The sequence below is a fragment of the Streptomyces sp. DG2A-72 genome, assembly GCF_030499575.1.
Lineage (GTDB): Bacteria > Actinomycetota > Actinomycetes > Streptomycetales > Streptomycetaceae > Streptomyces.
Window position 1 is genome coordinate 2,705,483 of the sequence record NZ_JASTLC010000001.1, and the last position, 26,412, is coordinate 2,731,894.

The 26,412-nt window shown below is 70.3% G+C and carries 27 protein-coding genes and 2 pseudogenes; 16 read left to right on the forward strand and 13 right to left on the reverse strand.

Annotated features, from left to right (window positions below; translation table 11 throughout):
• The first annotated feature begins 33 nt into the window (after window positions 1-33).
• On the forward strand, window positions 34-735 hold the full coding sequence (locus QQY66_RS12945) for a DUF4191 domain-containing protein (RefSeq protein ID WP_301979401.1): 702 nt from the start codon (window positions 34-36) through the stop codon (window positions 733-735).
• A gap of 12 nt (window positions 736-747) precedes the next feature.
• Here QQY66_RS12945 and QQY66_RS12950 read toward each other — a convergent pair whose 3' ends face one another.
• The 3 genes from QQY66_RS12950 to QQY66_RS12960 form a co-directional block, all read right to left on the reverse strand.
• The gene (locus tag QQY66_RS12950; protein ID WP_301987286.1) at window positions 748-1,254 is read right to left on the reverse strand and encodes a flavin reductase family protein; all 507 of its coding nucleotides are present in this window, start codon (window positions 1,252-1,254) and stop codon (window positions 748-750) included.
• Window positions 1,255-1,418: 164 nt separating this feature from the next.
• A complete protein-coding gene (locus tag QQY66_RS12955; protein WP_301979403.1) occupies window positions 1,419-2,585 on the reverse strand; it encodes an acyl-CoA dehydrogenase family protein in 1,167 nt (388 codons plus the stop codon).
• Between the two features lie 134 nt (window positions 2,586-2,719).
• On the reverse strand, window positions 2,720-3,187 hold the full coding sequence (locus QQY66_RS12960; protein WP_301979405.1) for an RDD family protein: 468 nt from the start codon (window positions 3,185-3,187) through the stop codon (window positions 2,720-2,722).
• A 209-nt stretch (window positions 3,188-3,396) separates the two neighbouring features.
• On the opposite strand from QQY66_RS12960, the gene glnA reads away from it, so the two are divergent.
• From glnA to QQY66_RS12980, 4 genes are all read left to right on the forward strand, one after another.
• The gene (glnA, locus tag QQY66_RS12965; protein ID WP_301979407.1) at window positions 3,397-4,806 is read left to right on the forward strand and encodes a type I glutamate--ammonia ligase; all 1,410 of its coding nucleotides are present in this window, start codon (window positions 3,397-3,399) and stop codon (window positions 4,804-4,806) included.
• Between the two features lie 99 nt (window positions 4,807-4,905).
• Window positions 4,906-5,193, forward strand: coding sequence for a hypothetical protein (locus QQY66_RS12970; protein WP_301979408.1), 288 nt, complete (start codon window positions 4,906-4,908; stop codon window positions 5,191-5,193).
• A gap of 110 nt (window positions 5,194-5,303) precedes the next feature.
• Entirely contained in the window at window positions 5,304-6,221 is a 918-nt protein-coding gene (gene htpX, locus QQY66_RS12975) for a zinc metalloprotease HtpX (RefSeq protein WP_301979409.1), read from the forward strand.
• A gap of 2 nt (window positions 6,222-6,223) precedes the next feature.
• The gene (locus QQY66_RS12980) at window positions 6,224-6,808 is read left to right on the forward strand and encodes a hypothetical protein (RefSeq protein ID WP_301979410.1); all 585 of its coding nucleotides are present in this window, start codon (window positions 6,224-6,226) and stop codon (window positions 6,806-6,808) included.
• 25 nt (window positions 6,809-6,833) lie between these two features.
• On the opposite strand, the gene QQY66_RS12985 is transcribed toward QQY66_RS12980, so the two are convergent.
• Window positions 6,834-7,115, reverse strand: a complete 282-nt coding sequence (locus QQY66_RS12985) for a hypothetical protein (protein WP_301979412.1) — start codon at window positions 7,113-7,115, stop codon at window positions 6,834-6,836.
• Window positions 7,116-7,371: 256 nt separating this feature from the next.
• On the opposite strand from QQY66_RS12985, the gene QQY66_RS12990 reads away from it, so the two are divergent.
• Together QQY66_RS12990 and QQY66_RS12995 are read left to right on the forward strand one after the other, a co-directional pair.
• Window positions 7,372-8,163, forward strand: coding sequence for an alpha/beta fold hydrolase (locus QQY66_RS12990; protein ID WP_301979413.1), 792 nt, complete (start codon window positions 7,372-7,374; stop codon window positions 8,161-8,163).
• A 20-nt stretch (window positions 8,164-8,183) separates the two neighbouring features.
• Window positions 8,184-9,368, forward strand: coding sequence for a winged helix DNA-binding domain-containing protein (locus tag QQY66_RS12995; RefSeq protein ID WP_301979414.1), 1,185 nt, complete (start codon window positions 8,184-8,186; stop codon window positions 9,366-9,368).
• Between the two features lie 192 nt (window positions 9,369-9,560).
• Here the strand turns inward: QQY66_RS12995 and QQY66_RS13000 are convergent, their stop codons facing one another.
• The 4 genes from QQY66_RS13000 to QQY66_RS13015 form a co-directional block, all read right to left on the reverse strand.
• On the reverse strand, window positions 9,561-10,556 hold the full coding sequence (locus QQY66_RS13000) for an SDR family oxidoreductase (protein ID WP_301979415.1): 996 nt from the start codon (window positions 10,554-10,556) through the stop codon (window positions 9,561-9,563).
• 60 nt (window positions 10,557-10,616) lie between these two features.
• Window positions 10,617-11,156: a winged helix-turn-helix domain-containing protein gene (locus tag QQY66_RS13005; protein ID WP_301979416.1), complete on the reverse strand. Its 540-nt coding sequence runs from the start codon at window positions 11,154-11,156 to the stop codon at window positions 10,617-10,619.
• 296 nt (window positions 11,157-11,452) lie between these two features.
• Entirely contained in the window at window positions 11,453-12,481 is a 1,029-nt protein-coding gene (gene glnII / locus QQY66_RS13010; protein WP_301979418.1) for a glutamine synthetase, read from the reverse strand.
• A 243-nt stretch (window positions 12,482-12,724) separates the two neighbouring features.
• Entirely contained in the window at window positions 12,725-13,174 is a 450-nt protein-coding gene (locus QQY66_RS13015; protein ID WP_301979420.1) for a MarR family winged helix-turn-helix transcriptional regulator, read from the reverse strand.
• A 64-nt stretch (window positions 13,175-13,238) separates the two neighbouring features.
• Here QQY66_RS13015 and QQY66_RS13020 point away from each other — a divergent pair, with 64 nt between their 5' ends.
• Entirely contained in the window at window positions 13,239-14,096 is an 858-nt protein-coding gene (locus QQY66_RS13020) for an alpha/beta fold hydrolase (RefSeq protein ID WP_301979422.1), read from the forward strand.
• Between the two features lie 3 nt (window positions 14,097-14,099).
• Here QQY66_RS13020 and QQY66_RS13025 read toward each other — a convergent pair whose 3' ends face one another.
• Entirely contained in the window at window positions 14,100-14,621 is a 522-nt protein-coding gene (locus tag QQY66_RS13025) for a hypothetical protein (RefSeq protein ID WP_301979423.1), read from the reverse strand.
• Between the two features lie 137 nt (window positions 14,622-14,758).
• The gene (locus tag QQY66_RS13030) at window positions 14,759-15,118 is read right to left on the reverse strand and encodes an arsenate reductase family protein (RefSeq protein ID WP_301979424.1); all 360 of its coding nucleotides are present in this window, start codon (window positions 15,116-15,118) and stop codon (window positions 14,759-14,761) included.
• A gap of 188 nt (window positions 15,119-15,306) precedes the next feature.
• Here QQY66_RS13030 and QQY66_RS13035 point away from each other — a divergent pair, with 188 nt between their 5' ends.
• The 4 genes from QQY66_RS13035 to QQY66_RS13050 all read left to right on the forward strand — a co-directional run bounded on the left by QQY66_RS13035 (window position 15,307) and on the right by QQY66_RS13050 (window position 19,571).
• On the forward strand, window positions 15,307-15,615 hold the full coding sequence (locus QQY66_RS13035; protein WP_301979425.1) for a hypothetical protein: 309 nt from the start codon (window positions 15,307-15,309) through the stop codon (window positions 15,613-15,615).
• Between the two features lie 317 nt (window positions 15,616-15,932).
• A complete protein-coding gene (locus tag QQY66_RS13040; RefSeq protein WP_301979426.1) occupies window positions 15,933-17,204 on the forward strand; it encodes a sensor domain-containing protein in 1,272 nt (423 codons plus the stop codon).
• Window positions 17,189-17,842, forward strand: a complete 654-nt coding sequence (locus QQY66_RS13045; RefSeq protein WP_301979428.1) for a response regulator transcription factor — start codon at window positions 17,189-17,191, stop codon at window positions 17,840-17,842. Before QQY66_RS13040 ends, QQY66_RS13045 begins: the two co-directional genes overlap by 16 nt.
• A gap of 175 nt (window positions 17,843-18,017) precedes the next feature.
• The gene (locus QQY66_RS13050; RefSeq protein WP_301979430.1) at window positions 18,018-19,571 is read left to right on the forward strand and encodes a DUF1996 domain-containing protein; all 1,554 of its coding nucleotides are present in this window, start codon (window positions 18,018-18,020) and stop codon (window positions 19,569-19,571) included.
• Window positions 19,572-19,665: 94 nt separating this feature from the next.
• On the opposite strand, the gene QQY66_RS13055 is transcribed toward QQY66_RS13050, so the two are convergent.
• Window positions 19,666-20,091 carry a hypothetical protein gene (locus tag QQY66_RS13055; protein ID WP_301979432.1) on the reverse strand — a complete coding sequence of 142 codons (426 nt, stop codon included), beginning with the start codon at window positions 20,089-20,091 and terminating at the stop codon, window positions 19,666-19,668.
• Window positions 20,092-20,208: 117 nt separating this feature from the next.
• Here QQY66_RS13055 and QQY66_RS13060 point away from each other — a divergent pair.
• The 4 genes and pseudogenes from QQY66_RS13060 to QQY66_RS13075 all read left to right on the forward strand — a co-directional run.
• Window positions 20,209-20,535: pseudogene (locus tag QQY66_RS13060) on the forward strand (tetratricopeptide repeat protein); the annotation flags it as partial.
• 234 nt (window positions 20,536-20,769) lie between these two features.
• Window positions 20,770-22,695, forward strand: coding sequence for a hypothetical protein (locus QQY66_RS13065; protein WP_301979434.1), 1,926 nt, complete (start codon window positions 20,770-20,772; stop codon window positions 22,693-22,695).
• Between the two features lie 57 nt (window positions 22,696-22,752).
• A pseudogene (locus QQY66_RS13070) lies at window positions 22,753-23,628 on the forward strand (2Fe-2S iron-sulfur cluster-binding protein).
• Window positions 23,629-23,695: 67 nt separating this feature from the next.
• Window positions 23,696-24,385 carry a TetR/AcrR family transcriptional regulator gene (locus QQY66_RS13075; protein ID WP_301979436.1) on the forward strand — a complete coding sequence of 230 codons (690 nt, stop codon included), beginning with the start codon at window positions 23,696-23,698 and terminating at the stop codon, window positions 24,383-24,385.
• Here QQY66_RS13075 and QQY66_RS13080 read toward each other — a convergent pair.
• Together QQY66_RS13080 and QQY66_RS13085 are read right to left on the reverse strand one after the other, a co-directional pair.
• Window positions 24,382-24,738, reverse strand: a complete 357-nt coding sequence (locus QQY66_RS13080; protein WP_301979438.1) for a 5-carboxymethyl-2-hydroxymuconate Delta-isomerase — start codon at window positions 24,736-24,738, stop codon at window positions 24,382-24,384. The genes QQY66_RS13075 and QQY66_RS13080 overlap by 4 nt on opposite strands.
• A gap of 28 nt (window positions 24,739-24,766) precedes the next feature.
• Window positions 24,767-26,386, reverse strand: coding sequence for a fused response regulator/phosphatase (locus tag QQY66_RS13085; protein WP_301979440.1), 1,620 nt, complete (start codon window positions 26,384-26,386; stop codon window positions 24,767-24,769).
• Window positions 26,387-26,412: the final 26 nt, after the last annotated feature.

The following is a 26,412-nucleotide window of genomic DNA, read 5'->3' on the forward strand; positions in this document are numbered from 1 at the left end:
TTCGCGCTCCCGGGGCCACGTAGACTTCGTGGCATGGCGAGGAAGGACACGGCAGCGGATGCTGCGAACCCCGGGCGACTGAAGCAGATCGCTCTGACCTACAAGATGACCCGCAGGGCCGACAAGAAGATCGGTCTTGTACTCGCGGCAGTCGGAATCGTCACCCTCGGTGTCTTCCTCGCGATCGGTTTCTTGATCGGTCACCCCATTTACCTCGGCATCCTGGGCTTCTTGCTCGCCTTCCTCGCGATGGCGATCGTGTTCGGGCGCCGGGCCGAGCGGGCCGCCTTCGGGCAGATGGAGGGACAGCCGGGCGCTGCCGCGGCGGTGCTGGACAACGTCGGCCGGGGGTGGACGACGACCCCCGCGGTGGCGATGAACCGCAGCCAGGACGTGGTGCACCGGGCCGTCGGCAAGGCCGGCATCGTGCTGGTCGCCGAGGGCAACCCGAACCGGGTGAAGGGCCTGCTGGCCGCCGAGAAGAAGAAGATGAACCGCATCGTCGCGGACGTGCCGGTGCACGACATCATCGTCGGCACGGGCGAGGGCCAGGTCGAGCTGAAGAAGGTGCGCACCACCATGCTGAAGCTGCCGCGCGTGCTGACCGGCCCGCAGGTGACGGCCACCAACGACCGGCTGCGCGCCATGGGCGACCTGATGAGCAACATGCCGATGCCGAAGGGTCCGATGCCGAAGGGCATGAAGCTGCCGAAGGGCGGCCCGAAGGCCCGTTGATGTCCGAGGGGGTCAGGCCAGCGTCCTGAAGTCCCGGTCGTAGTAGACCATCGGGGATCCCTCACCCAGCCGTACACCCGTCACCCGGCCGATCAGGACCGTATGGTCCCCGGCCGGGTGACGTGCGTGTGCCTCGCAGTCCAGCTCGGACAGGGCCTGCCTGACCGTCGGCAGTCCGCCGGGGCTGAGCCACATCCCGCCGGCCGCGAACTTGTCGGTGCCCTTGGTGGCGAAGCGCAGGGCGAGCGGCTGGTGGACCGGGGTCAGCACGCTCACCGCGAAACGGTCGCAGCGCGCGAACGACCACGCCGAGTCGGCCGAGTTCGCCAGGCACACCAGGACCATCGGCGGCTCCAGCGACACCGAGCAGAAGGAACTGGCGGTGAATCCGCGCGGGGTGCCGTCCTGGCACCGGGTGGTCACCACCACGACGCCAGAGGCAAAGCGGGCCATCGCGGCCCGGAACTCCTCGGGCGCCACCAGCGCTTCCGCCAGGGCTACGTCATCCGGTATGGCCATGTCATCCGGTATGGCTATGTCCTGCTGCTCCGTCATGCGGCCGCACCACCTGTTGGCCTCGGCGACGACTCTCACTGACCGTGTTCAAGTGGCTATGTGATCGTCACCCGCGTTCAAGGTCGACTATGACGCCGCCACCCCTGCCCAGCAACCGGACGACGGCGTCAGACGGGCTCGGTCCGCCCGTCGCCGGACAGCGCCCAGGCGCCGTAGGCCGCACCGGTCGACTCGAAGGAGAGCGCCACATGGGAGGCGGCGCTGTTCACGTCCCGCCAGAAGCGCTGCACGGGGTCGGTGGCGGACTGTCCGGACGTCCCGCTGGTGCGGAAGACCCGGCCGACCGCCGAGACCAGCAGCTCCACCGCCAACGCGAGATCCCGGGCCCCACGGACCGCCGCCTCGCCCTCCGGCGGGCTCTCCATACCGTCGGCGACCGCCGCGGTACGCCGCACGAGGAGTTCCGCGGCGTCCACCTCGGCGGCCGAGCGGGCCAGGGAGACCTGCGTCGAGGGCATCTCACGGACGGCCCGGCCCCGCCGGTCGACGCGGGAGGCGGTCCGCTCGACCCAGGCGCGCATCGCGCCCCGCACCGCGCCGACCAGCGGGGCGGCGAACGGCAGTGAGTTCACGGCGTACATCGGCACGATGTGGCAGCGCGCGTCCGACGCGGGGGCCCGCCCGGCATGGACGGCGGAGCGTGCCAGGGTGCGGTGCTCGGGCACGTGGACGTCGGCCAGGACCAGGGTGTCGCTGCCGGTGCCGCGCATGCCCACGGAGAACCAGCTGTCGGTGATGGTGAAGTCGGTCTTCGGCACCGCGAAGTACCGCACTTCGGGCCGCCCCTCGGGGTCCGCGGAACGCTCCTGAGGTACGGCCGCGCAGGCGAGCGCCCAGTCGGCGAAGTGCACCCCGCTGATGTACTTCCACTCACCGCTGAGCCGCCAGCCGCCGGCCACGCGCTCCGCCGTGCCGGACGGCATGAGCGCGGCGGCCACCAGGGCGTCCGGACCGTCCGCCCAGATCTCCGCCTGGCCCTCGGCGGGCAGGAACGCCGCGTACCGTCCCGCGTAGGCGGCCAGCGACGCCGCCCAGGCCGCCGACGTACAGCCCTGTCCGACCACGAAGACCGCCGAGGTCAGCTCGGTGAAACCGCCGGCCGTGCCGCCGTGTGCCACCGGTACGAAGTGCCGCGCGAAACCGGCGTCCCGCACCGCGTGGACCACCTGCGGCGAGAGGCGCCGGGCGGCCTCCGCCTCCTGCGTGTGCCGGGCCGCGATGTCGGCGACCTGGGACGCCCGAGCCACGATCGTCGACATGTTGTCGTACGACATATTGTCCAACCACCTCCGCCGATATGGCGGCAGTGTTCCGAACGCGGTTCGGCGTGGACGGGACCCCGGGCCGTGGCCGGTCCGGCCGTCACCCGACCGGCGTCACAGAGGACGACCGGAGCGGCTGCGGTGACTCAGATCCGTACCTCGACCGTGCGCGCCAGCCGGTCGTGCAGCCCCCGGCCGTCGCGGTCCCAGATCAGGGCCGGGATGGCCACGCAGAGGAGGGCCGAGCGCAGCAGGGCGCGCACCGGGTTGGCCATGCCGGTGTCCAGGTGGACGACGCGCAGGCCGAAGAGGCGCTTGCCGGGGGTGAACCCGATCGTGCCGACGGTCAGGACGCTCATGACGAAGAAGATGAGCAGGGCCCAGTTTCCGGTCGCCTGCTGGTAGCCGTCCGTGATGAGGCCGTATGCGATCAAGAGGCTCAGCGCCCAGTCCACGGCGAGGGCGCCGAGGCGGCGGCCGGGGCGGGCGATCGAGCCGGGCCCCTCCTCCGGGAGACCGAGCTGCTCCCCCCGGTATCCGAAGTCGGCACCAGCCTCTTCCATGGCCGCGCGGGGGCCGGAAAGCCACGATCCGATTGCTTGCCTCTTGTCCACCCGTACACGGTACTGCGGCCTTGCCCGACCAGGGCACGGCGGGGTGTTTCCGAGCTACGGTGGAACCCGGGCCGGTTAACTTGTGCGAAACAAATGGGTCACGCCCGAGAAATCACGCGTCCCTAGGGTCGAGGTCAGCGTGTGCCACCGCACTGGCAGCACGAACGAACTACCACCCCGGCGGGACGGTCGGGAGTAGGAGGAGCTGGATGTTCCAGAACGCCGACGAGGCCAAGAAGTTCATCGCGGACGAGGACGTCAAGTTCATCGACGTCCGCTTCTGCGACCTCCCGGGCGTCATGCAGCACTTCACGGTGCCTGTCGATGCGTTCGACCCGGATGACGAGCTGGCGTTCGACGGCTCCTCGATCCGTGGCTTCCAGGCCATCCACGAGTCCGACATGGCGCTGCGCGCGGACCTGTCGACCGCCCGGGTCGACGCCTTCCGCCGTGACAAGACGCTGAACATCAACTTCTTCATCCACGACCCGATCACCGGCGAGCAGTACAGCCGTGACCCGCGCAACGTGGCGAAGAAGGCCGAGGCGTACCTCGCGTCCACGGGGATCGCCGACACCGCGTACTTCGGTCCCGAGGCCGAGTTCTACGTCTTCGACAGCGTCCGCTTCGCGACCAGCGCGAACGAGTCCTTCTACCACATCGACTCCGAGGCCGGCGCCTGGAACACCGGTGCCATCGAGGAAAACCGCGGCTACAAGGTCCGCTACAAGGGCGGCTACTTCCCGGTCCCGCCGGTCGACCACTTCGCCGACCTGCGTGCCGAGATCTCCCTGGAGCTGGGCAAGGCCGGTCTCCAGGTCGAGCGCCAGCACCACGAGGTGGGCACCGCCGGCCAGGCCGAGATCAACTACAAGTTCAACACGCTGCTCGCCGCGGCCGACGACCTCCAGCTCTTCAAGTACATCGTGAAGAACGTCGCCTGGCGCAACGGCAAGACCGCGACCTTCATGCCGAAGCCGATCTTCGGTGACAACGGCTCGGGCATGCATGTCCACCAGTCACTGTGGACGGCCGGTTCCCCGCTCTTCTACGACGAGGCCGGCTACGCGGGCCTGTCGGACACCGCCCGCTACTACATCGGCGGCATCCTCAAGCACGCCCCGTCGCTGCTGGCCTTCACCAACCCGACGGTGAACTCGTACCACCGCCTGGTCCCGGGCTTCGAGGCGCCGGTCAACCTGGTGTACTCGCAGCGCAACCGCTCCGCCGCGATGCGTATCCCGATCACGGGCTCCAACCCGAAGGCCAAGCGCGTCGAGTTCCGCGCGCCCGACTCCTCCGGCAACCCGTACCTCGCCTTCTCGGCCCTGCTCCTCGCGGGCCTGGACGGCATCAAGAACAAGATCGAGCCGGCCGAGCCGATCGACAAGGACCTGTACGAGCTGGCTCCCGAGGAGCACGCGGGCGTCCCGCAGGTCCCGACCTCCCTCCCGGCCGTCCTCGACTCCCTCGAGCGCGACCACGAGTTCCTCCTCCAGGGCGACGTGTTCACCTCCGACCTGATCGAGACGTGGATCGACTTCAAGCGCACGAACGAGATCGCGCCGCTGCAGCTGCGTCCGCACCCGCACGAGTTCGAGCTGTACTTCGACGTGTGATCGACGCCTGTGCCTCCGGCGGCGCCCCCGTTCCTGGTTCCCCAGGGCGGGGGCGCCGTCGTATGTTGGGGGTACGACTGTTCGAGGAAGGTAACGGGGATGTCCGAACGGCACGACGGGGAGCGGGAGTTCGACCTGAGATGGGCGGACTCGGCCGAGCACAAGGAGCCCTCGGCGCGGGCCCGGATGCTGGCCGCGCGGTGGAAGGAGAATCCGCCGGGACCCGTGCCGTTCCGTGCCGACCCGGGTCCGGTGCGCAGCCGTCGCCGCTCGCCCCGGATGCGGAGCACTCGCCACTCGTCCTGGATATCGACGGCGATCGTGCTCGGCTCCGTGGCCGCGATCATCGTGCTCCTCGGGTACCTGAACTTCCGGCCGACCTACTGAGGACGCTCACAGCTTCCCTTTGCAGGTCCTAGAACTGATCACAACCGCGTCATGGCGTGGCCGGGTGCACACTGGCAGTGGGGCGAGTGCCTGACTGCGAGGTGATGCAGATGCAGAGCCGATTCCGGAGTGACCGGGGCCTGACCGCGCGGATGACGGTCACGCTTTTCCTGCTGGGATTGCTGTACGTGGCCTTTGTCGCGGCGCTGATCGTGCTGCTGAAGTCCTGGGTGCTGGTCGTGGTGGTCGCGGCGGCGTTCCTCGGGGCGCAGTACTGGTTCTCCGACCGGATCGCGCTGTTCGCGATGCGCGGGCGGGTCGTGGAACGCGAGGAGTATCCGGAGCTGCACGCGGTGATCGACCGGCTGTGCACGCTGGCGGATCTGCCCAAGCCGACGGTCGCCGTGTCCGATATGGACATGCCGAACGCGTTCGCCACCGGGCGCAATGCGGACAAGTCGGTGATCTGCGTGACCACCGGTCTGCTACGGCGTCTGGAGCCGGCCGAGCTGGAGGGTGTGCTGGCGCACGAGCTGTCGCATGTGGCGCACAAGGACGTCGCCGTGATCACGATCGCGTCGTTCCTCGGCGTGATCGCCGGGCTGATCGTGCGGTTCGCGTTCTACTCGCAGCTCTTCGGCGGCGGGCGCCGGGACCAGAACACCGCGGTGGTCTTCATGGCGGTGATGGGTGTCTCCGCGGCCGTCTACGCGATCAGCTTCCTGCTGATCCGGGCCCTGTCCCGGTACCGGGAGCTGGCGGCGGACCGGGCGGCGGCGCTGCTGACCGGCCGTCCCTCGACCCTGGCGTCCGCGCTGACCAAGGTGTCGGGCGACATCGCCCGGATCCCGACCAAGGATCTGCGCACGGCCCAGGCCTTCAACGCCTTCTACTTCACCCCGGCCCTGGGCAAGGAGCCCGGCATCGCCCGGTACTTCTCCACCCACCCCAGCCTGGAGCAGCGGCTCGACCAACTGGCGCGGATCTCCGCCGAGTTGGGTGAGGCCGCGGCTCCCGGAAAGGCGTGAGCATGGGATTGCTGGACATCCTGCTCGGTCGTACGAAGCCGGCCGCGCCCGACCTCGACCAGCTCTTCGCCCTGCCGTCGGCGGCGGTGACGCTCCAGGCGGCGGCCTCCTTCACACCGACCGGGCGGGGGGCGGTGTGCTTCGCCACGGTCGAGGGCGCGGCCTTCGAGCAGACGCACCGCGAGGTCCAGGCACTGCTGGACGCGGACGCCGACCGCGACGGCCCGCCGGTGGAGTTGCGGCGCGACAAGTACGGCTACTCCTGGCTGGTCTCCCACCGCGGCCCCGACGAGCTGCCGCTCCTGGTCAACGACCTGCATGCGGTGAACAGCTCGATGGAGGTCAACGGCTTCGGCCCCCAGCTGCTGTGCTCACTCGCCGGCTTCCAGGACGAGCAGGACAGACGGCTGGCGCTGGTCTACCTCTACAAGCGGGGCACCTTCTACCCGTTCGCGCCGCTGCCCGGTGAGGGGCAGCGGCGCGACAACGCGCTGGAACTGCGGGTGAAGGCGGCCCTCGGCGACGACCTGCGGATCGAGCAGGACCTCAGCCGCTGGTTCCCGGTGTGGGGCGCCCCCGGTCTGTGACCGGCGGCGCTCACCACTCCGGGTCTCACTTGCTCTTCTGGCCCTTCTCGCGCTCCTGGCGGCGCGACTCGAAGGGGCGCTCGCGGCGGTAGCGGCGCTCCCACTTGGCCTGCTTGTCGCGGCGATCGCGATACGAACGGTAGTCGGACGGCACTGGGCCGGACCCACCCGAGGGGGAGGTCGGCGAGGAGCCGCGTCCGTACTGCACGTACAGGAAGAGCACCGCGACGGCGGCGAGCCAGTAGAGGTGGTTTCCGAACCCCAGAACGACCAGGACCGCGGTCCCGGAAAGGATGATGGTGCCCATGACGGGCCTCCGTGGGCGTGGGTGATCAGTGAGCGGTGATGAGGTGTTCCGACGGGGCGCTGGGGGTGGGCGTCCGGCCGTCGGTGCGTAGAGAGTAGCCCCACGTCCGCAAGGTGGTGCCAGTCCTGCGGCAAGCGATGGTGGGCAGCTCCGCTATGCGTGTCCAGCGTAGGGAAGCGGTCACGCGGCGTGCATCTCCTTTTCGAAGGCGGGGTCCAAGGCCTGAGGGAGACGTGCCCCATGAATGAATGGGCGCATGACTGAGCCTTCCTCGCCTTCCTCGCCTTCCTCCTTCTCGCCCTTCGTCGACGAGTACGACGGTGAACTCCTCAGAGGGGTCTACGGCGGTGACGGCGACGGTGACCCCGACGAGCGGGCCACCGTCGTTCTGCTGCACGGCGCGGGCGTACTCGGCAGCAAGGAGCGGCTGCTCCCGCTGCTCGGCGAGTTCGTCGCCCGCGGCTGCCGAGGCCTCGCCTTCGACTTCTCGGGACACGGCGAAAGCACCGGCGAGCTGAGGGAGTTGAGTCTGCGCCGGCGCTTCGAACAGGCGGTGTCCGTGATCGACACGCGCGCGTGCGGCCCGCTGGTGCTGGTCGGGTTCAGCATGAGCGGCCAGACGGTGGCCGACCTCGCCCGGCACTACGGCGAACGGGTCGTGGCCCTCGGCCTGTGCGCACCCGCCGTATACGCGGCCGAGGCGTGGGACGTGCCGTTCGGGGAGGGCGACGGCCGGTTCAGCGAGATCATCCGTACGCCGGACAGCTGGCGCGCCTCCCCCGCGCTGGACGCGCTTCGGGCGTACGAGGGCCGGGCGGTTCTCGCGGTGCCCGGCACGGACGCGGTCATCCCGCCCGCCGTGACGGAGGCGGTCCAGACGGCGCTGACCACACGCGCGCGGTTCACGCGCTTCGAACTGCCCGAGGCGGATCACATGCTGGGCCAGTGGTTCCGCGAACACGCGGACGACCGGGGGAGGTTCGTGGACACCGTGCTGACGGCGACCCGACTGTCAGTGGCGTCCGCGAAGATGCACTCACGGATGTGACGCGGCGGGTGGAGGTCGGTATGGGTGACGGGCGGCGGTATGTCGACGTGGCGGAGCGGCGGGCGCGGGTGGGGTTGCGGCATCGGCTGGCGGGTACGGCGCGGGCGGCGACGCCGGAGGAGATCGCCCGCTCACTGGTCGCGCTGCATGGCACCGATCCGGCGACGGTTCATCTGGCGGTGGGCGCGCGGCTCGGGGATGCGGCACGGACGGTGACCGAGACCGAGCGGGCGTTGTACGAGGACGGCAGCCTGGTCCGTATGCATGGGATGCGCAACACCGTGTTCGTGTTCCCGACGGACCTGACGGCGGTCGTGCACGCCTCCACGGGCATCACCGTCGCCGCCCGCGAGCGCGCCAACCTGCTCAAGCAGATGGCGGCGGCCGGGGCGCCGGACGCGGCCTGGCTCAAGGAGGTCGAGGAGGCCACGCTGGCCGTGCTGGAGCGCCGGGGGCAGGCGACGGCGGCCGAACTGGCCCAGGACGAGCCGCGGTTGAGAGAGCAGTTCCTGTACGGAGCCGGGAAGAGCTACGAGGGGCTGCACACCGTCTCGACACGGCTGCTGCGCCTGCTGGGCCAGGAGGGCAAGGTCGTACGCGGCCGGCCGCTCGGCTCCTGGACGTCGTCCCAGTTCCGCTGGGCGCCTGCCCCCGCGCATCCCGAACTGGACATCGCCGACGCCCAGGCCGCCCTCCTCGACCGCTGGCTGACGGCCTGCGGCCCCGCCACCGAGGCCGACCTCAAGTGGTGGACCGGCTGGAAGGTGACCGATGTGCGCCGGGCCCTCAAGGCGACCGGCGCGGAAGAGGTGCGGCTCGACGAGGGCACCGGCTACGTCGCCGCCGGTGACACCGACCCCGTGACCGAGCCCCCCGCCCCCTGGGCCGCCCTGCTGTCCGCCCTCGACCCGACGGCGATGGGCTGGCAGTACCGCGACTGGTACCTCTCCCCCGACCTGCGCCCCGCCCTCTTCGACCGCAGCGGCAACGTGGGCCCGACGGTGTGGTGGAACGGCCATGTGATCGGGGGGTGGGCCCAGCGGGCCGACGGCGAGATCGTGTGGCGCGTGCTGGACGGGGAGGGCGTCGGCAGCGAGGCGGAGGCCGCGATCGTGGCCGAGGCGGAGCGGTTGCGCGGGTGGGTGGGGTCGACGCGGATCACGCCGCGGTTCCGGACGCCGTTGGAGAGGGAGTTGGCGGGGTAGGGCGGGAATGCGGGGGCCGGGGGATGACGCAGCCCGTTCGGTTTCAGCGCCGGTCCGCATCATCCAACCCGTCGTGGGGGTCCACCCGCCCGAGCGAAGCCGGTTCGAGCGTAGGGGAGTCGGCGAGTGACGACAACGCGGCAGATGTGCGTGCCAGGGCCCGCGATGCCGGGCGGATCCAAACGACAGGCCCTATGGGCCGCCGAGGATCTTCGCCTCCACCTCCGGATCGAGCCCGACCGGAGGCCGGTCCGGGCGCTGAGGGGCTGTTCCTCCGACGCCGTTCAGCCACGTCCAGGTGTCGGTGACCGTCTCGGCTACTGGACGGCAGACAAGACCCGTCGCGAGCGCACGGGACACGTCGGCGCCGTGCAGGGCGGCGTGCAGCTCGCTGCCCGGCGGCACCCACACCGGCAGCTGGGTCCACGGCTCGACGCCCGCGCCGAGGACGACGTCCGGATCGGTCCAGCGCAGCTCGGCCGCCGCTCCGGTCGCCCTCAGGCACGCCTCCAGCAGTCCTGCCGTCGTCGTATGACCCTGTGGACCGATCAGGTTGTACGGACCGCTCAGCTCCCTCTCCACCGCACCGAGGATCCACTCGGCGAGATCGCGGACGTCGATGAACTGCAGCGGCAGATCCTTCGGACCGGGCGCCAGGACGGGACCGCCCCGCGCCATCCGGGTCAGCCACCACGGCAGCCGCCCGATGTTCTCGTACGGCCCCAGGATCAGCCCCGAGCGCACGAGCAGCGACCGGTCCGCACCGAACCCCGCCACGGCCGCCAGCTCGCCGCCCCGCTTGTCACGGGCGTACTCGGTGGCCTCCGCCTCGGCCGAGGCGCCCTCGACCAGGGGCGCGTCCTCGGTGTACCCGGCGGCGGGCGGCCAGGCGTACACCGAGCAGCTCGACACGTACACATACCGCCCGGCGCGGCCCCGCAGCAGCCGCGCCGAGTCCCGTACGGCACGTGGCGCCGACGACCAGGTGTCGACGACGGCGTCCCACTCGCCCTCCGCGAGGGCGGCGAGCCCGCCGGGTGCGGTGCGGTCGCCGTGCAGCGACCGCACACCGGGAGGCGGTGCGTGCCGGCCCCGGTGGAAGACCGTCACCTCCCAGCCCCGACCGAGCGCCGCCTCCACGACGGCCCGCCCCGCGAACTCCGTACCACCCAGCACCAGAAGTCTCATGACCTCGACTCTGCCGGGCCGGGCCGCGGGACGGAACGGGAATCTGCCGTCAGCAGAGGATCAACGCCCGGTCGGCGGCACGTACTTGTACCCGACCCGCCGTACCGTCTGAATCGCCCCACGGTGCTCCGCGCCCAGCTTGCGGCGCAGCCGGGCGATATGGACGTCGACGGTGCGGCCGTCGCCGACGTGTCCGTACCCCCAGACGGAGGTGACCAGCTGGTCGCGGGTGTGCACTCGGTTCGGGCGGGCGACGAGGTGGGCGAGCAGCTCAAACTCCAGGTAGGTGAGGTCGAGTTCGCGTCCGTCCACCTCGGCGGTGCGCCGGTCGGTGTCGACGCGGACGAGCTGATCGCCGTCGGGCTCCTGCGGCAGCGGCGGCTGCCGGTCGGCCGGGACGAGCACCAGGTAGCCGATCATGGGCGGCTGTCCCGGCAGGGTGGGCAAGGAGTGCTGGGGAGCGGGCAGCCAGGTGGCGCCCGGCGGCAGGAGGTCCGCGACGTCGATCACCTCGTCCCGGTCCACGGCACGCAGATGATGCCGGGAACCGGTGGAGGAGTCGAGCGTGGCGGCGGAGGACAGAGAACGAGTGTTCGCCATGAGAGGTCAGCTCTTTCGCGCGAGAAGGTCGTCGGAGAGACGTACATCGACTGCGCGCTGGCCGAAGGCCGGACGGGTGTTCGGCTTTAGAGGGCCCGCGCGTTCATCGCGCGACAACACACCCGGTCGAAGTCGTGGTGCTGACGGGAAGGCCAGAAGGGCTCGAGGTCATGGCGACCCGTCGCGGTGTGCTTCTGGAAGCCGGCCATGGGCCCATTGAAGCAGAGACGGGTGTACGACGCGAAGGGGCGCCCACCGTGCGGCGGGCGCCCCTTCCTGGAGCTCTGTGGCGGGGATCAGACCTGGCCGGCCTTCTCCAGGGCGGAGCAGCAGGTGTCGACGATCAGGCGGGTCACCACGTACGGGTCGACGTTGGCGTTCGGGCGGCGGTCCTCGATGTAGCCCTTGCCGTCCTTCTCGACCTGCCACGGGATACGCACGGAGGCACCGCGGTTGGAGACGCCGTAGGAGTACTTGTCCCACGGGGCGGTCTCGTGCAGACCGGTCAGGCGGTCGTCGATGCCGGCGCCGTAGTTCTTGACGTGGTCGAGCGGCTTGGAGCCCTCACCGAGCGACTCGCAGGCGGTGATGATCGCGTCGTAGCCCTCGCGCATCGCCTTGGTGGAGAAGTTGGTGTGCGCGCCGGCGCCGTTCCAGTCGCCCTTGACCGGCTTCGGGTCGAGGGTGGCGGCGACGCCGAAGTCCTCGGCGGTGCGGTAGAGCAGCCAGCGGGCCACCCACAGGTGGTCGGAGACCTCCAGCGGGGAGACCGGGCCGACCTGGAACTCCCACTGGCCGGGCATGACCTCGGCGTTGATGCCGGAGATCGCGAGACCCGCCTTCAGGCAGTTGTCGAGGTGGGCCTCGACGACGTCACGGCCGAAGATCTCGTCGGCGCCGACACCGCAGTAGTAGCCGCCCTGCGGGGCCGGGAAGCCGCCCTTCGGGAAGCCGAGCGGGTAGCCGTCCTTGAAGAACGTGTACTCCTGCTCGATGCCGAAGATCGGCTCCTGGGCGGCGAACTTCTCGGCGACCTCGGTCAGCGCGGCGCGGGTGTTCGTGGCGTGCGGGGTGAGGTCGATGTTCAGGACCTCGCACATCACCAGGATGTCGTCGCCGCCGCGGATCGGGTCCGGGCAGGAGAAGACCGGCTTGAGCACGCAGTCCGAGGCGTGGCCCTCGGCCTGGTTCGTGGAGGACCCGTCGAAGCCCCAGATCGGCAGCTCGGCACCCTTGGCGTCGTCGGCCATGATCTTGGTCTTCGAACGCAGCTTGGCCGTCGGCTCGGTGCCGTCGATCCAGATGTACTCAGCCTTGAAGCTCACGGGCCACATCCTTCGGGGTGGGTCTCTAGGCGCACTTGCGGGTGCTGCGGCGCTGCGGCACTGGGGCGCCGCTCTTGTTGCCCGCGAGCCTGTCAACAGGCGATTTCCCGATCATTGCTCGAATGTGAACCCCGTGTTACCTGGTAGTGCTGTGATACGACACACGGTGTGAGGGCGCCCGCGCGCGGCAGGGCGCCGCGGGCGGGGCTCGTATGTGATGGGGTTGAGCAGTGCCACGACGGTTCACTCGTCGCCGGCCGCCGCGTCCCGTACCGCGCCGAGAAACCCCTTGATCGCGGCCCGTTCCCCCTCGTCGTACGCCTGGAGCAGCTCCACCGCCCGGTCGATCAGTGGTCCGAAGAAGGCCCACCCGAGCTCGACCGCCCGCTCGTCCACCTCGACGACCACCTTGCGCCGGTCCTCCCGGCCGCGCACCCGCCGCACATGGCCGGCCCGCTCCAGCCGGTCGATGAGGGCCGTCGTCCCCGCCGAGTTCAGCCCGAGCGCGGCACCCAGCCGCCCGGCCGTCATCTCCTCGTCCGCCCGCGACGCGTCCATGAGGGCGATCAGGGCGCGCACATCGGTGGGGTGCATGCCGTTGCCGTGGGCGAACCGGGCACTGTGCAGCCCGAGTTCGACAGCCACCGCGCGCAGCAGGTGGACGATCTCCATCTCGCCGCCCTGGTCCGTCATACGTCCCCTCCGGCTATTATCTCGCTCAACGATAATCTCGCTAAACGAGATAATAGGGGGTCTCATGAGTGCCGCGTACGACAGGGACGGCTTCCTGGCGGCGTACGACAAGGTCATCGCCAAGTGGCCCGCCGAGCGGGAGGCGGTGACGGTGCCGACGCCGTACGGCATGACGTACGTCAACCTGTGCGGCCCGCGTGACGCTCCCCCGCTCGTGCTCCTGCCGGGCGGCGGGGGAGCGACCTCCGCATCCTGGTTCGCCCAGGTCGTCGACCTCGCACGCACACGGCGGGTCTGCGCCGTCGACCTGATCGGCGCCCCGGGCCGCAGTACGGCGGACGGCGACCGTCGCCTTCGCACGGTCGACGACCTCGAGGCCTGGCTGCACGCCCTGCTCGACGGCTTGGGGATCGAGGAGGCCGACCTCGGCGGCCATTCGTACGGCGCCTGGATCGCCCTGCACTACGCTCTGCGCGCGCCGGTCCGCGTACGCCGTCTGTTCCTCCTCGACCCGACCGGCTGCTTCGCCGGGTTCAAGGCGGCGTATCTGCTGAAGGCGCTGCCGATGCTGCTACGGCCCACACCGCGCCGAGTGCGCGCCTTCCTGGACTGGGAGACCGGGGGTGTACCGCTCGACCCCGACTGGCTGCGCCTCCAAGAGACGGCCGCCGGCTTCCCCTCCGTGAAGCCGGTGAGCGGTCCGCGTCCGGCGAAGGACGCGCTGCGGGGTCTCGACATGCCGGTCCTGCTGCTCCTGGCCGGGAGCAGCAGGACCCATGACACGTACGAAGTGGCGGAGCGGGCGGGTGCGGTGCTGCCGCGCGCTGAGACGGAGGTGCTGAGCGATGTCTCGCATCACGCGCTGCCGCAGGCGGCACCCGCCGAACTGGTCCGCCGCCTCACCGAATTCCTGCGCTCCTGAGCATCACCCCACCTTCTCGATCACGGCCCGGCGGATCGGGAACTTGCCGGGCTCGCGCACCTGCTCGAACGCCGCGTTGTTCAGCAGCGCACAGCTGCCGGAGACCGAAGTGACCTCCACCGTCGTGGACTTGTTGTTGTCCAGGCTGGTGACCTTCAGCCTCGTACCCGCCGGGAACTGATTGCTGGACGCGGCCGGGGCACCGCCCTCGCCGGACAAGGTGACCGTGGAGCCGTTGCCCACCTGCTCGCCGGATGCGGCGGCGCGGCCACCGGCGTTGCCTGCGGGTGCGGTCGCGGTCTGCGAGGGTTGCGCGTTCTGCTGACCGTTCTGCGCCGGCTGCGTCGCCTGGGAGCCCTGAGCCGACTCCCCAACGACACAGCCCGACGCCTCCTGCTGCACCTTGATCTGCGCGATGAACCGCTCGTTGTCGCCGAGGGCGGTGGCGAGACCCTGACAGACACCCGATTCGGCGGCGGTCTGCGCGTCGTTCGAGGCGCTCGCCAGAGTTCTCCTACGCGACATACGCGCCTCCTGAAGCGGTCGGGGAGCGTACGTCGCTATGTACGAGATACCGAACGATGTCACTCAGTAGTTACAGGAGCCAGCTGAAGTAACCTACGTCACACCGGAGTTGGGACGATCCGGCGGTGAAATCGGGCCTAGCGGGACAGGGCGTCACGTACGGCGTCGTCCGTGCGGGCGACGACCGCCGTGCCGTCGTCCGCCGTGATGATCGGCCGCTGGATCAGCTTGGGATGCTCGGCCAGTGCCGTGATCCAGCGGTCGCGTGAAGTCTCGTCCCGCGCCCACTCCTTGAGGCCCAGCTCCTTGCCGACGGCCTCCTGGGTGCGGGTGATGTCCCAGGGTTCCAGACCGAGACGGGTAAGTACGGCCTTGATCTCGTCCTCGCTCGGTACGTCCTCCAGGTAGCGGCGGACGGTGTATTCGGCGCCCTCGTCGTCGAGCAGTTTCACGGCGCTGCGGCACTTCGAGCAGGCGGGGTTGATCCAGATCTCCATGGGCCCCACGGTAGCTCCTCCGAGTGCCCGGAAAACCCGTCTTCCACCTGCGTCACAGCACCACCGAAAGCCCTTGTGGCCAGGGGCTTTTGTCAGTGGCAGACGCTAGAATAGAAGCAGTGTTCGAGGGTGTCGCCGAGGCCGCCGAAGTCCCCGGACGAGACCCTGACCGCGACAGGAGGATGCCTGTGCCCGCTGCCGCACTGAAGCCGAAGCCGACGCAGTCCACTGCGAAGCGCCCCGTCCTGCTCGACCTGCCGTACGAACCCGTGGAGAAGCGCCCGTTGCCGCCGGGCCGTCCCCGCGAGTGGTATGTCACACACAACCGCCGCCTCAAGGCCATGCGCCTCGCCATCGCCCTGCTCGACTCGGGTGTGTATATGCCGAACCAGGCCCGCAACGAGACGATACGGAGCACCGCGGAACTCATCGGCGTCCACCCGCCGTCGGACACGACGTGCCATATGGTCCGGGCGTTCATGCGTTACTCGAGGTGAGCCCTCGCGCCGGGTGCCGTGTGCTGTTCGGCGCCCGGCGTTGGGCTTGCCGTCTGGGGAGCTGCCGCCCCCAGGCCCCCGCTTCGGCCTGAACGACCTCGTCCTCAAACTCCCCCCACTATCGGCTTCGCTCGGCTCGCGCGGGAGGTACCTCCATCGCCCCCGCTCGGCTCGGCTCGGCCGAAAGGCACTGCACCTCACCAGCCGGCCTGATCCAAACGCCAGGGCCCAGCCCACGCAGGTGTACCTGGCACCACCTCCCGGTCCGGGCCCTTACCCCAGTGACCGGCCCTGTCCGCTCGGCCAGACTGACAGGCATGGACATCGACACGAGCACGACGAATGATGCCGCGCGCTCTGGGGCGCGGGGCATGGGACTGGCGGCGGTGCGGGGGCTCGGGCTCTCGCTGGTGGTGTTGCCGGGGGCGATCCTCTGTTACGTGCTGGCCGTGGTGTCCATCGCGCTCATCCCGATCGGGGTCGGCATCGTCACCACGCCCTGGGTGCTCACCGGAGTGCGGGCCTTCGCGGACTGGCGGCGCGTTCTGGCGGCAAAGTGGTGCGGGGTGCGGATCCCGTCGGCGTACCGGCCGGTCCCGAAGGACGCCAATCCGTGGACCCGTACCTTCACGATGCTCCGGGACCCGGCGACCTGGCGGGACCTGCTGTGGCTGAACGTCGACATGACCGCGGGCTACATCACCGCGTTCCTGCCGGCCGCGCTGCTCATCTACCCCCTGGAGGGACTCGCCGTGGCGGCCGGGCTGTGGCGAGTGCTCCCCGACGGCTACTGGTACGGATTCGTACAGGTCACCGGGCAGGCCTCCGCACTCGGCGCGGGCGTACTGGGCCTCGTCCTCCTCTTCTTCGCCCACTTCTTCAACACGCGGCTGCTGACGGTCCACTTCCGGCTCACCCGGGCCGTCCTCGCCCCCAACGAGGGCGAACTCGCCGAGCGGGTCCGGGTTCTCACCGAGACCCGGCGTGACGCCGTCGACACCTCCGCCGCCGAACTGCGCCGCATCGAGCGCGATCTGCACGACGGGGCGCAGGCCCGGCTGGTCGCCATGGGCATGGACCTGGGCACGATCGAGATGCTGCTCGACAAGGACCCGGAGCAGGCCAGGCAACTCCTCGCGCAGGCCCGCAAGTCCTCCGTCGAGGCCCTCGCCGAACTGCGCGACCTGGTCCGCGGCATCCATCCGCCGGTGCTGGCCGAGCGCGGCCTCGGCGACGCCGTACGGGCTCTGGCGCTGCGGCTGCCGGTGCCGACCGAGGTGACGGTGGAGCTGCCCGGGCGGGCGGACGAACCCGTCGAGTCGGCGGCCTACTTCGCGATCAGCGAGGTGCTCACCAACGCGGTCAAGCACGCCGACGCCGACCGGATCTATGTCGACCTCCACCACACCGACGGCATGCTGCGGACCTCGGTCACCGACAACGGCAAGGGCGGCGCGATCATCGGCGCCGGTTCGGGTCTGGCCGGAGTGGAGCGCCGACTGGGTACATTCGACGGCGTCCTGGCCGTCAGCAGTCCCGCGGGCGGTCCCACCATGGTCACCATGGAGATCCCTTGCGCGTTGTCCTAGCCGAAGACCTGTTCCTGCTGCGCGACGGACTGGTCCGGCTGTTGCAGGCCTACGACTTCGAGATCGCCGCGGCCGTCGAGACGGGCCCCGAGCTGGCCCGCGCGCTGGCCGAGCTGGAGCCGGACGTCGCCGTCGTCGACGTACGCCTGCCGCCGACCCACACCGACGAGGGCCTGCAGTGCGCGCTCCAGGCCCGGCGGGACAGACCCGGGCTGCCGGTGCTGGTGCTCTCCCAGCACGTGGAGCAGCTGTACGCGCGTGAGCTGCTCGCCGACGGCAGCGGCGCGGTCGGGTATCTGCTGAAGGACCGGGTGTTCGACGCGGATCAGTTCGTGGACGCCGTACGACGGGTCGCGGCGGGCGGTACGGCGATGGACCCGCAGGTGATCCAGCAGCTGCTGTCGCGGCGGGAGGCCGACGACCGGCCGCTGGGGCGGCTCACGGCCCGTGAGCGGGAGGTGCTGGAGCTGATGGCGCAGGGCCGCTCGAACGCGGCGATCGCGGCGCAGCTCGTGGTGACCGAGCGGGCGATCGCCAAACACACCTCAAATATCTTCGCGAAGCTGGGACTCGAGGTTTCGGACGACGACAACCGCCGTGTCCTGGCGGTTCTCGCCTATCTGGACCACGGACACTGATCCTGGGCGATCACAACTCCCGCGCTTTGTGGGGGAGTTGAGGGCGAATTGTCTCTTCAGTCTCTCATCAATTCCTGAGACGGCTGAACACTCCTGGGACCTCCTGCGTATGGATGGGAGCCGCTTCACTCCTGTCGGGCGTCTCGCTGCCCCGCAAGGAAGTCAGAGGAGTTCCATGGGACGCAACACACGAAAACGCCGTACGCCGCTGGCCACCAAGGCCATAGCCGCATCGGCGGCCCTAGCGCTCGGTGGGGGCGGGCTGATCTGGGCCAACTTCTATGCCTCTGCGCATGAGGAGAACTCATACGGAAACCAGACCAGGTCGGCCGGCGCCCAAGTCGCGACGATCAACTGCCCTGACGTCGGTCAGGAGCTGAACGACGTGCCCGAGGGTGCGCGCTCCGGCGTCGCCAAGGAGCTGGCGCTGCTCGACCAGCAGATCACGGACGCCTACTCGCGTCTCGCCTCGACGCGCCAGGCCCAGGCAGGGGACACGGGCTTCGTCAACAACGCCATCCTCGGCCCGCTGAAGTCCAAGCGGGTCGCCACGCTCGACCGGATCGGCATCAACATCAACCGCGTCGGCGGCAAGGCTCCGCAGGGTCTCGACCAGCTCGCCGAGTGCCAGGGCGTCCCGGCCGAACAGCCGGAGACCAACGACGGCAACGGCGGGGACCAGAACAACGACGGTCAGGACCAGGGCCAGGACCAGGGCGACGGTCAGGACCAAGGTGATGGTCAGGACCAGGGCCAGGACAACGGTCTGGACCCGGTACCCGAGGGCAACGGAGGTCAGGCCGGCAACGGCCCGGTGGCCGACGACTTCGTCAACATCGAGGACGTCCAACCGGGCTCCCGCAACCTGCCGAACGGTCTGGCCGCGAACGGGGACACCGGTTCCACCGGTACCTTCACTACAGAGTGCGGTACCAACGCGAACAACCTGTTCAACAGCGACAACATCATCGTCGCCCCAGGTGTCGACAACGGCGCGCACCACACGCACGACTACGTCGGCAACCAGGGCAACAACGCCTTCGCCAGCGACGATGACCTGGCCAACGCCGAAACCACGTGCCAGAACCAGGCCGACAAGTCCACCTACTACTGGCCGGTGCTCAGGCTCCAGGACGGCACCGACGAGTTCGACGCCAACGACGCGGGCGGTGGCGCCGAAGGCAACGTTGGCACGATCCTGGAGGCCAGCCAGGCGGAGATCAAGTTCGTCGGCAACAAGCAGAGCGACGTCGTCGCGATGCCGAAGTTCCTGCGCATCATCACCGGTGACGCCAAGGCCTTCACCAACGGTCTCGCGAACGCCAACACCTCGTTCAGCTGCACCGGCTTCGAGGACCGGCAGGCGACGGACAAGTACGTGATCTGCCCCGAGGGCAGCTCGGTCGTGCGGACGTCCAACTTCCAGAGCTGCTGGGACGGCCAGAACATCGACAGCGCCAACCACCGTGACCACGTGGCGTTCGTCCAGGAAGACGGCAGCTGCGCGAACGGCTTCCAGGCCATCCCACAGCTCCAGATCCGCCTGGTGTACGACGTGCCGGCCCCGACCGTCGAGAACGGTCAGGTGCAGAACGCGTACGCGGTGGACGGGTTCCCGGAGCAGTTGCACAAGCCGATCACCGACCACAACGACTTCATCAACGTCATGGACGAGGACTTGATGAACCAGGTGGTCGAGTGCATCAACTCCGGCCAGGAATGCCAGTAGCACTCAGCCGGTAACGCCTCATCAGGAAGCCGGCGGTGGGAGATCCCACCGCCGGCTTTCGCATGCCCGAGTCTGTTGCCCGAGTCTGTGCGGGTCAGCCTTTGTGGGAGGCGGAGTGGCCGTCCGAATGACCGGAGTGGTCGGTACCTATCTCTATGTCGCCGCCCAGATCGCCCTGCAGCGACGTCATGACGTCCTCGTGGCCGACGGCGACCCACTTGCGGCCGACGAGGTAGTAGCCGCCGTAGTCCTTGGCCGTGTTGATCCACTCGCGCTGGCCGCGGTCGGTGGCGAAGGTGGCGAGGACGTACTTCTCCTTGCCGGTCTTGCACAGGGCCTGGCGGATCTCGTCGGCGTCCGTCTGCATGTCCGGCTTGCACTTCACCTCGGCGGCCAGGTGCTCCAGGCTCCCGGTCGCCGTCTCCGGTACGGCCGCCTGGTCATCGCCGGAGCCGCAGCCCGTCAGCGCCAGTGCCGCCGCCGCGCCGACGAGCGCGAGCATCGGTCGGGTCAACCTCATCTGTTCCTCCGGTACGGGCATAGGTAGGGCACATGCCGAAGTCGGATACGGCTCCCGCGTGCGAAGCACTCAAAATGATCGGTGCCACACCGGACACACCTGTGCGAAGGTATGCCGATGACCGAGGACTGGGAAGAGCGTGTGGCCGCCGCCTGGGCCACCTTCGACGACTACCCCGAAGACCGGGCCGCGGATTTCCGGTCCGTGATCGACACGCTCGTCGCCGAGCTTCCCGCCGGAAGCCCGCTGGGCCCCTTCGAGCGGGCCTGCGCCTGGGACTCCACCGGCCACTCGGACCAGGCGGTGCCGCTGTACCGGGAGGCGCTGGCCCTCGGGCTCACCGGCTACAAGGGCCGTCGCGCGAAGATCCAGCTGTCCAGTTCGCTGCGGAACACCGGACAGCCGGAGGAGGGCGTCAAGCTGCTGACGCCGGAACTGGATGCGGCGGCGCTCCGCTAGGGGTGCGGTGATTCGTCTGCGGGTCGGTGGGGGCTGGTCGCGCAGTTCCCCGCGCCCCTTCGGGGCGCTGCCGACGTCCGGTGCGGATTGCGCCCTTAAGGGGCGCGGGGAACTGCGCGACCAGCCACGACGGCGCCGCAGACAAACGAGGGCATATCGCGGCACCCCCAGCGGAACGCTTGGCGGTAACCAGCCGTTGATTCGCTCGTTTTACTGAACGTGCAGTCACAGGATGTCGCCCCGCGCCCCACCCCCGCCGCCTCGTCCGACGGGCCCGCCGTCGATGTCGAGCAGGCCGAGGCCGCGCTCGTCGAGCACTATCCGCGGCTGGTCCGCCTCGCCTACCTGGTGCTGCCGCCGAGTCTCGGCCGCAACCGGCGCGTCCTGACCGCCCACGCCCTCACCCAGCGCACCCTCCCCCGGGGCCGCGCCTCGGCGTCCGTGATCCCGGCCCAGTCGACGGGACGGGACGGCGACCCGGGCTACTCCTTCGTCCGCCTTCAGGTGCTGCGTACGGCGCTGGAGGCGGGCCTGCCGCTCACCTTCAAGGCGTGGCCCAAGCGCTCCCAGCTGCCCCCGCTGCTCCCCCAGGTATGGGGCCTGCGCCTGTTCCCCCGCTCGGGCGGCGCCGACGAACTCGCCCTGGACCAGCGGCTGTCGGCCCTGTCCGCCCCGGCCCGCGCCGCGTACGTACTGCGCGGCCTGGAGCGGCTCGCTGACGGCGACGTACACAAGGTGCTGACCGCGGCCGGCGTCACCGACCCGGACACCGCGCTGGCCGAGGCCGACGGCCTACCGGCGCAGAACGCGCTGCTCGACTCCCCCGAGTTCGACCCCTGCTCGCTCCAGGCCCGGCCCACCGATCTGATGCGGCGCAGGCAGCACGGCAAGGCCGCGGTCGTCGCGGCGGTGGCGCTCGCCGTGTGCGGGGTGCTGCTCGGGCTGCCCGGCGACGGCTGGGGCCCCGACGGCGCCGCCGCACCGTCGTACGCGCAGAACCCGTCCGCGCAGGCCGCACTCGACCCGGCCAAGCTGACGAAGGTCGCCCCGACGGCCTGGCAGTCCTCCTCGCGCACCGACTTCACCGTCTGGCCCGCACGCGGCGACCGCACCGACGACAGCGCGCTCCTGCGCCGCGCCCTCGCCGTCTGGGCCCGCCCCGGCGAGTCCGTCCGCGTCTCGGCCACCCCCGCCACCCCGACCGGCGGCCCCGCCGGACCGCCCCAGCTCCTCTACGCCGGAACCGTCGACACCGCGCACGTTGTGCTCCTCTACGACGGTCTGCGCGTCGTCCGGTACGCCGAGCCGAAGGACGGCACGAGCGGCGCCGCCCTCGACTTCGGGCGGGCCGACGGTGCGACCCGCGCGGAGGCCGGCGCGGTGGTGCTCGCGCGGACCGACGGCAACGTCCGCTATCTGACGGCTCCTTGGGTGACCAAGGCGGTCGAGCGGGACCTGATGCAGCCGCGCTCGGGGGCGATGGACCTCGGCCTGACCGACGGCGTGACCGCACCGCTGGCGAGCCCGGGCGGGCAGAACGGCGCGTGCACGTCGTGGAACGTGCTGCAGGTGACGGACGGTTCGGGCACCCGGCTGATGACCGACCTCGGCGAGCTGGTCCCGGCCCATCTGACCACCGGGAAGCCCGGGTACACGAAGGAGGCGTCCGGTGCCCAGGCGCTGCGCACCTGGTCGCCGATGGCGTGCTCGCTGCAGGCGGTGCGGTCGCAGGGGGTGCGGTCGGTGAACGCCTGGGAGTATGCGCGGCAGTCGCTGCCTGCTCCGGGCGGCTCGGCCGCGTGGGTGTGCACGCGGGCCGAGACGTGGCGGGGTGGCGGGGCCCGGGTGCTGGCGCAGTTCCACACCCCGGGCGGGAAGTACGGGGCGGTGGCGGCGAAGGCCGAGAACTCTCCGGCGTGCGGCCCCCGCGACCCCCACGTGCTGGCCGGGGTGTTGTGGCGGTCGGATGCGGGGACCTGGTACCTGCTGGCCGCGGGCAGCAGGGACACCGCTTCCATCAATGTGTCCGGCGGGGTGAGCGGTTCCGCGAAGGGCTACCTGCTGGCGGCGGAGGCGAAGCAGGGCGCTCAGGCCAGGCTGAAGGGGACGCTGCACGACGGACGGACGATCGACGGCCTGCACTGACACGCACGTCGACCGCGCCGGCTGACACTCGCGTCAACAAGTCGCCTGCATCTGCTGCTGCCCGCCAGTGGCGAAGCCGCGGACCCTCGCCGTCGTCACCGCGCCGCGCTGCTCGCCCGGCGGACCCTGCGGCACCGCGTGCGGGCCTCGCCGCTGTGGCCGATGCCCGCCCTGGAGGAACCGGTCTCCGGGCGGCCCCGGTCGCGGGCGCTGCGGCTGCGGGTGGTGTCGTATCAGACCGTCGCCGAGGGCGTCGTACAACTGCGGCTGGAAGGGCGGGAGTTGCCGCGCTGGGAGCCCGGGGCACATCTCGATCTGGTACTGCCCTCGGGGCTGGTCCGGCAGTACTCGCTGTGCGGGGATCCGGAGGACACCTCGTCGTACACCGTCGCGACGCGGCTGGTGCCGGACGGGCGGGGCGGTTCGCTTGAGGTGCATGAACAGGTGTGGGAGGGCGGGGAGTTGGAGGTACGGGGGCCGCGCAACCGTTTCCCGCTCGTCCAGGCGGACTCGTATGTGTTCGTCGCGGGCGGCAGCGTGATCACGCCGGACCTGCCGATGGTGCGGACCGGGTGACCGTGGTGGAGGGGCAGCCCGATCTGGATCCGGTGTTCGCGAACGTGCGTGAGGGCGCCGAGCGGTTCGCGCCGCGCGTCCCGGCCGACGGCAACTGCTCCTTCGAGGTCGAACTCCGGTGCAATGGAAGGGCGTTGACCGTGGTCGCGGACAGTACTGTCCTGGCCGCCGTACGGGCCGAGTTGCCGTGACACGCCGTACACGTGCGAGCAGGGGGTTCTGCGGGACCTGCCAACAGCGGGTGCTGGAGGGCGAGGTGGAGCACCGGGACGAACTGCTGACGGATGCGGAGCGCGGAACTCGATGCTGATCTGTGTGTCGCGGGCCCGAAGTGATCGGCTGGTGCTGGACATGTGAGGGTTCATGTGAACACGGCGGTCGGTCCAGTCGGTTCGGGGCCGGATACGATCGGTAAGGTGTTCGTATGAGTACCGGGGTACGTCGCAGAATGGACGTCGAGGAGCGGCGGCAGCAGCTGATCGGGGTCGCTCTCGAACTCTTCAGCAGCCGCTCGCCCGACGAGGTGTCCATCGACGAGATCGCGTCGGCCGCGGGCATCTCACGGCCGCTGGTCTACCACTACTTTCCCGGCAAACTCAGCCTGTACGAGGCCGCGTTGAGGCGGGCCTCGGACGAACTGGCGGGCCGGTTCGTCGAACCGAAGGAGGGTCCGCTGGGGGACCGGCTGCTGCGGGTGATGCGCCGATTCTTCGACTTCGTGGAGGACCACGGGCCCGGTTTCTCGGCGTTGATGCGCGGCGGCCCGGCGGTCGGCTCGTCCACGACGAACGCGCTCATCGACTCCGTACGGCAGGCCGCGTATGTCCAAATCCTTTCGCATCTACGCGTAGAGGATCCGCCCGCGCGACTGGAACTGGTCATCCGGTCCTGGATCTCGCTCGCCGAGTCGACGGCCCTGATCTGGCTGGACGGCCGGCGCATTCCGCGGGCCGAGCTGGAAGCGCAACTCGTCCACGACTTCGCCGCGCTGGCCGCCGTGAGCGCCGCCTACGACGAGGAGATGGGCATGCTGCTACGCCGCATGCTCAAGGACGAACCGACCGACGGCCCCTTCAGCGACCTGGCCGCCCGCCTGATCGCACTGGCTTCTTAACTGTCGAACTTGCGGTACGACGGGTCGAGGTCACGCACCTCCGCGGAGGCGTGCAGCGCCAAACCCTCCGCGGGCTTCACATACTGCTTCAGCAACTCCAGGACCGTTTCGGTGAGTTGGGCCTTCGTGGCGTCCGTGCGCCCGGCCAGCAGACCGAGGGTGACATGGACGACCGCGTGCCCGTCGGCGTCGGGGCCGACCGTGGTGGCCTCGGTGCGGCGGAACTGCGTCTTGCACGCCGGCGGCTTCGCGGCCGCGATCTCGACCACGGCGGTGTGCAGCGCCTGAGCGAAACCGGGGCGGTCGAAGTTGTCCGCGAGCTGCTCCGAGTAGTCGACGGTGATCTGCGGCATGGGCACTCCTGTTCTGGGTCGGCAGGGCTCACCCTAGCCGCAGCGCCAGCATGGCGATGTCGTCCTCGTGGTCGTGGCCGAAGCAGGCCAGGAGGGTGTCGCACAGGGCGTCCAGGCCGGGCGGGGCGCCGGCGGCGGCTGCGCGGAGCTGTTCCATCGAGGCCTCCAGGTCGATGCCCCGGGTCTCGATCAGGCCGTCGGTGACCATGAGGAGCCGGTCGTCCGGGTCGAGGATCAGCTCGGTCGGCGGCGGGTGGTGCAGGCCCACGCCGAGCAGCGGGCCGGACGCCTTGGCGTAGTCGGTGCTGTCGTTGTCCCGGATGATCAGCGGCGGGATGTGGCCCGCGTTGGCGATCCAGGTGCGCCCGGTGCCCGGGTCGATCAGGACCAGGCAGACCGTGGCCGTGACCTCGGGGTGGTAGTGCTGGAGCATCCGGTCGAGGCGCTCGGCGAGCACGGCGGGGTCGCTCTCCTCGACGCAGTAGGCGCGCAGCGCGTGCCGGATCTCGACCATCACCGTGGCCGCGTCCAGCGAGTGCCCGACGACATCGCCGACGGCGGTCAGCATGCCGTCCCCGGTGCCCAGTGCGGCGTAGAAGTCGCCGCCGATCTCGGTCTGCCGGGACGCGGGCACATAGCGGACCTCGACGTCGATGCCGGGCAGCTTGGGCAGCCGGTGCGGCTGGGGCAGGAAGCTGTGCTGGAGAGTGAGGGCGACATGCCGCTCGACCTGGTACATCAGCAGCGGCTCGGCGGCGAGCGCGGTGGCCTGGGCGAGCCGGGCCACCAGGGTCTCGTCGGCCGGGTTCACCCTGTTCATCCCGCGAGTGGGCATGGCCAGGCAGACCGCGGCCTTGCCGTCCTGGGTGCGGATCAGCGCCAGCCGGGCGTCGTGCTGCACGCCGGGCCGGAAGAACCCGGCGGGCCACAGCGGCGCGGGCACGGTGGTGATCCGTACGCCGTCCTGTCCCCGGGTGAGCCGCCGCAGCAGTGCGGCCACGGTCCGGTGGGCGCCCTCGTCCGGCAGTGCGAGGGCGGTGCGGTCCCGGGAGGTGGCGCGGTACAGGTCGTCGTCCGGGCCGAGGACGAACACGGCGGCGGGCGAGCCGGTGAACCGTGCGGTGCCGTCGGCGGCGGCGTCGGCGAGTTCCTGCAGGGAGCGGGCCGCCTGGATGGTGACGATCGTCTCCGACAGCATCATCAGCCGCCTGGCCTGCGCCTGGTCGTCGGCCCGCAGCCGCGCCGCGCGCACCGCGGCCCGGATCACCGCGTCGATCTCCTCGGGCTCGGCGGGCACCGTCACATACGCCTCCCCGCCCACCTCGAGGCCCCGGCAGCGATCCTCCATGGAGCCGGCGGTGGCCGAGAAGTGCACCACGGGCAGGCCGGCCATGTGCGGGCGGGCCTTGATCCGGCGGCACAGCTCGAAGCCGCTCATGTCCGGCAGGTCCACGTCGATCAGGGCCACACCGGGAAGGATCCCCTTGCGCCGCCGTACGTCCAGTTCGACGAGCGCCTCGTTGCCGGTGGCGGCCGAGACGACCTGGTGACCGGCGCGGCGCAGCATGGCGCCCATGGCGTACCGGCTGGCCGCGACGTCGTCGACGACCAGCACGGTGGTGTCGGTTCGCTTGTCGTTGACGTCCATGTGTCAGCCCTTGGGACAGCACTGGT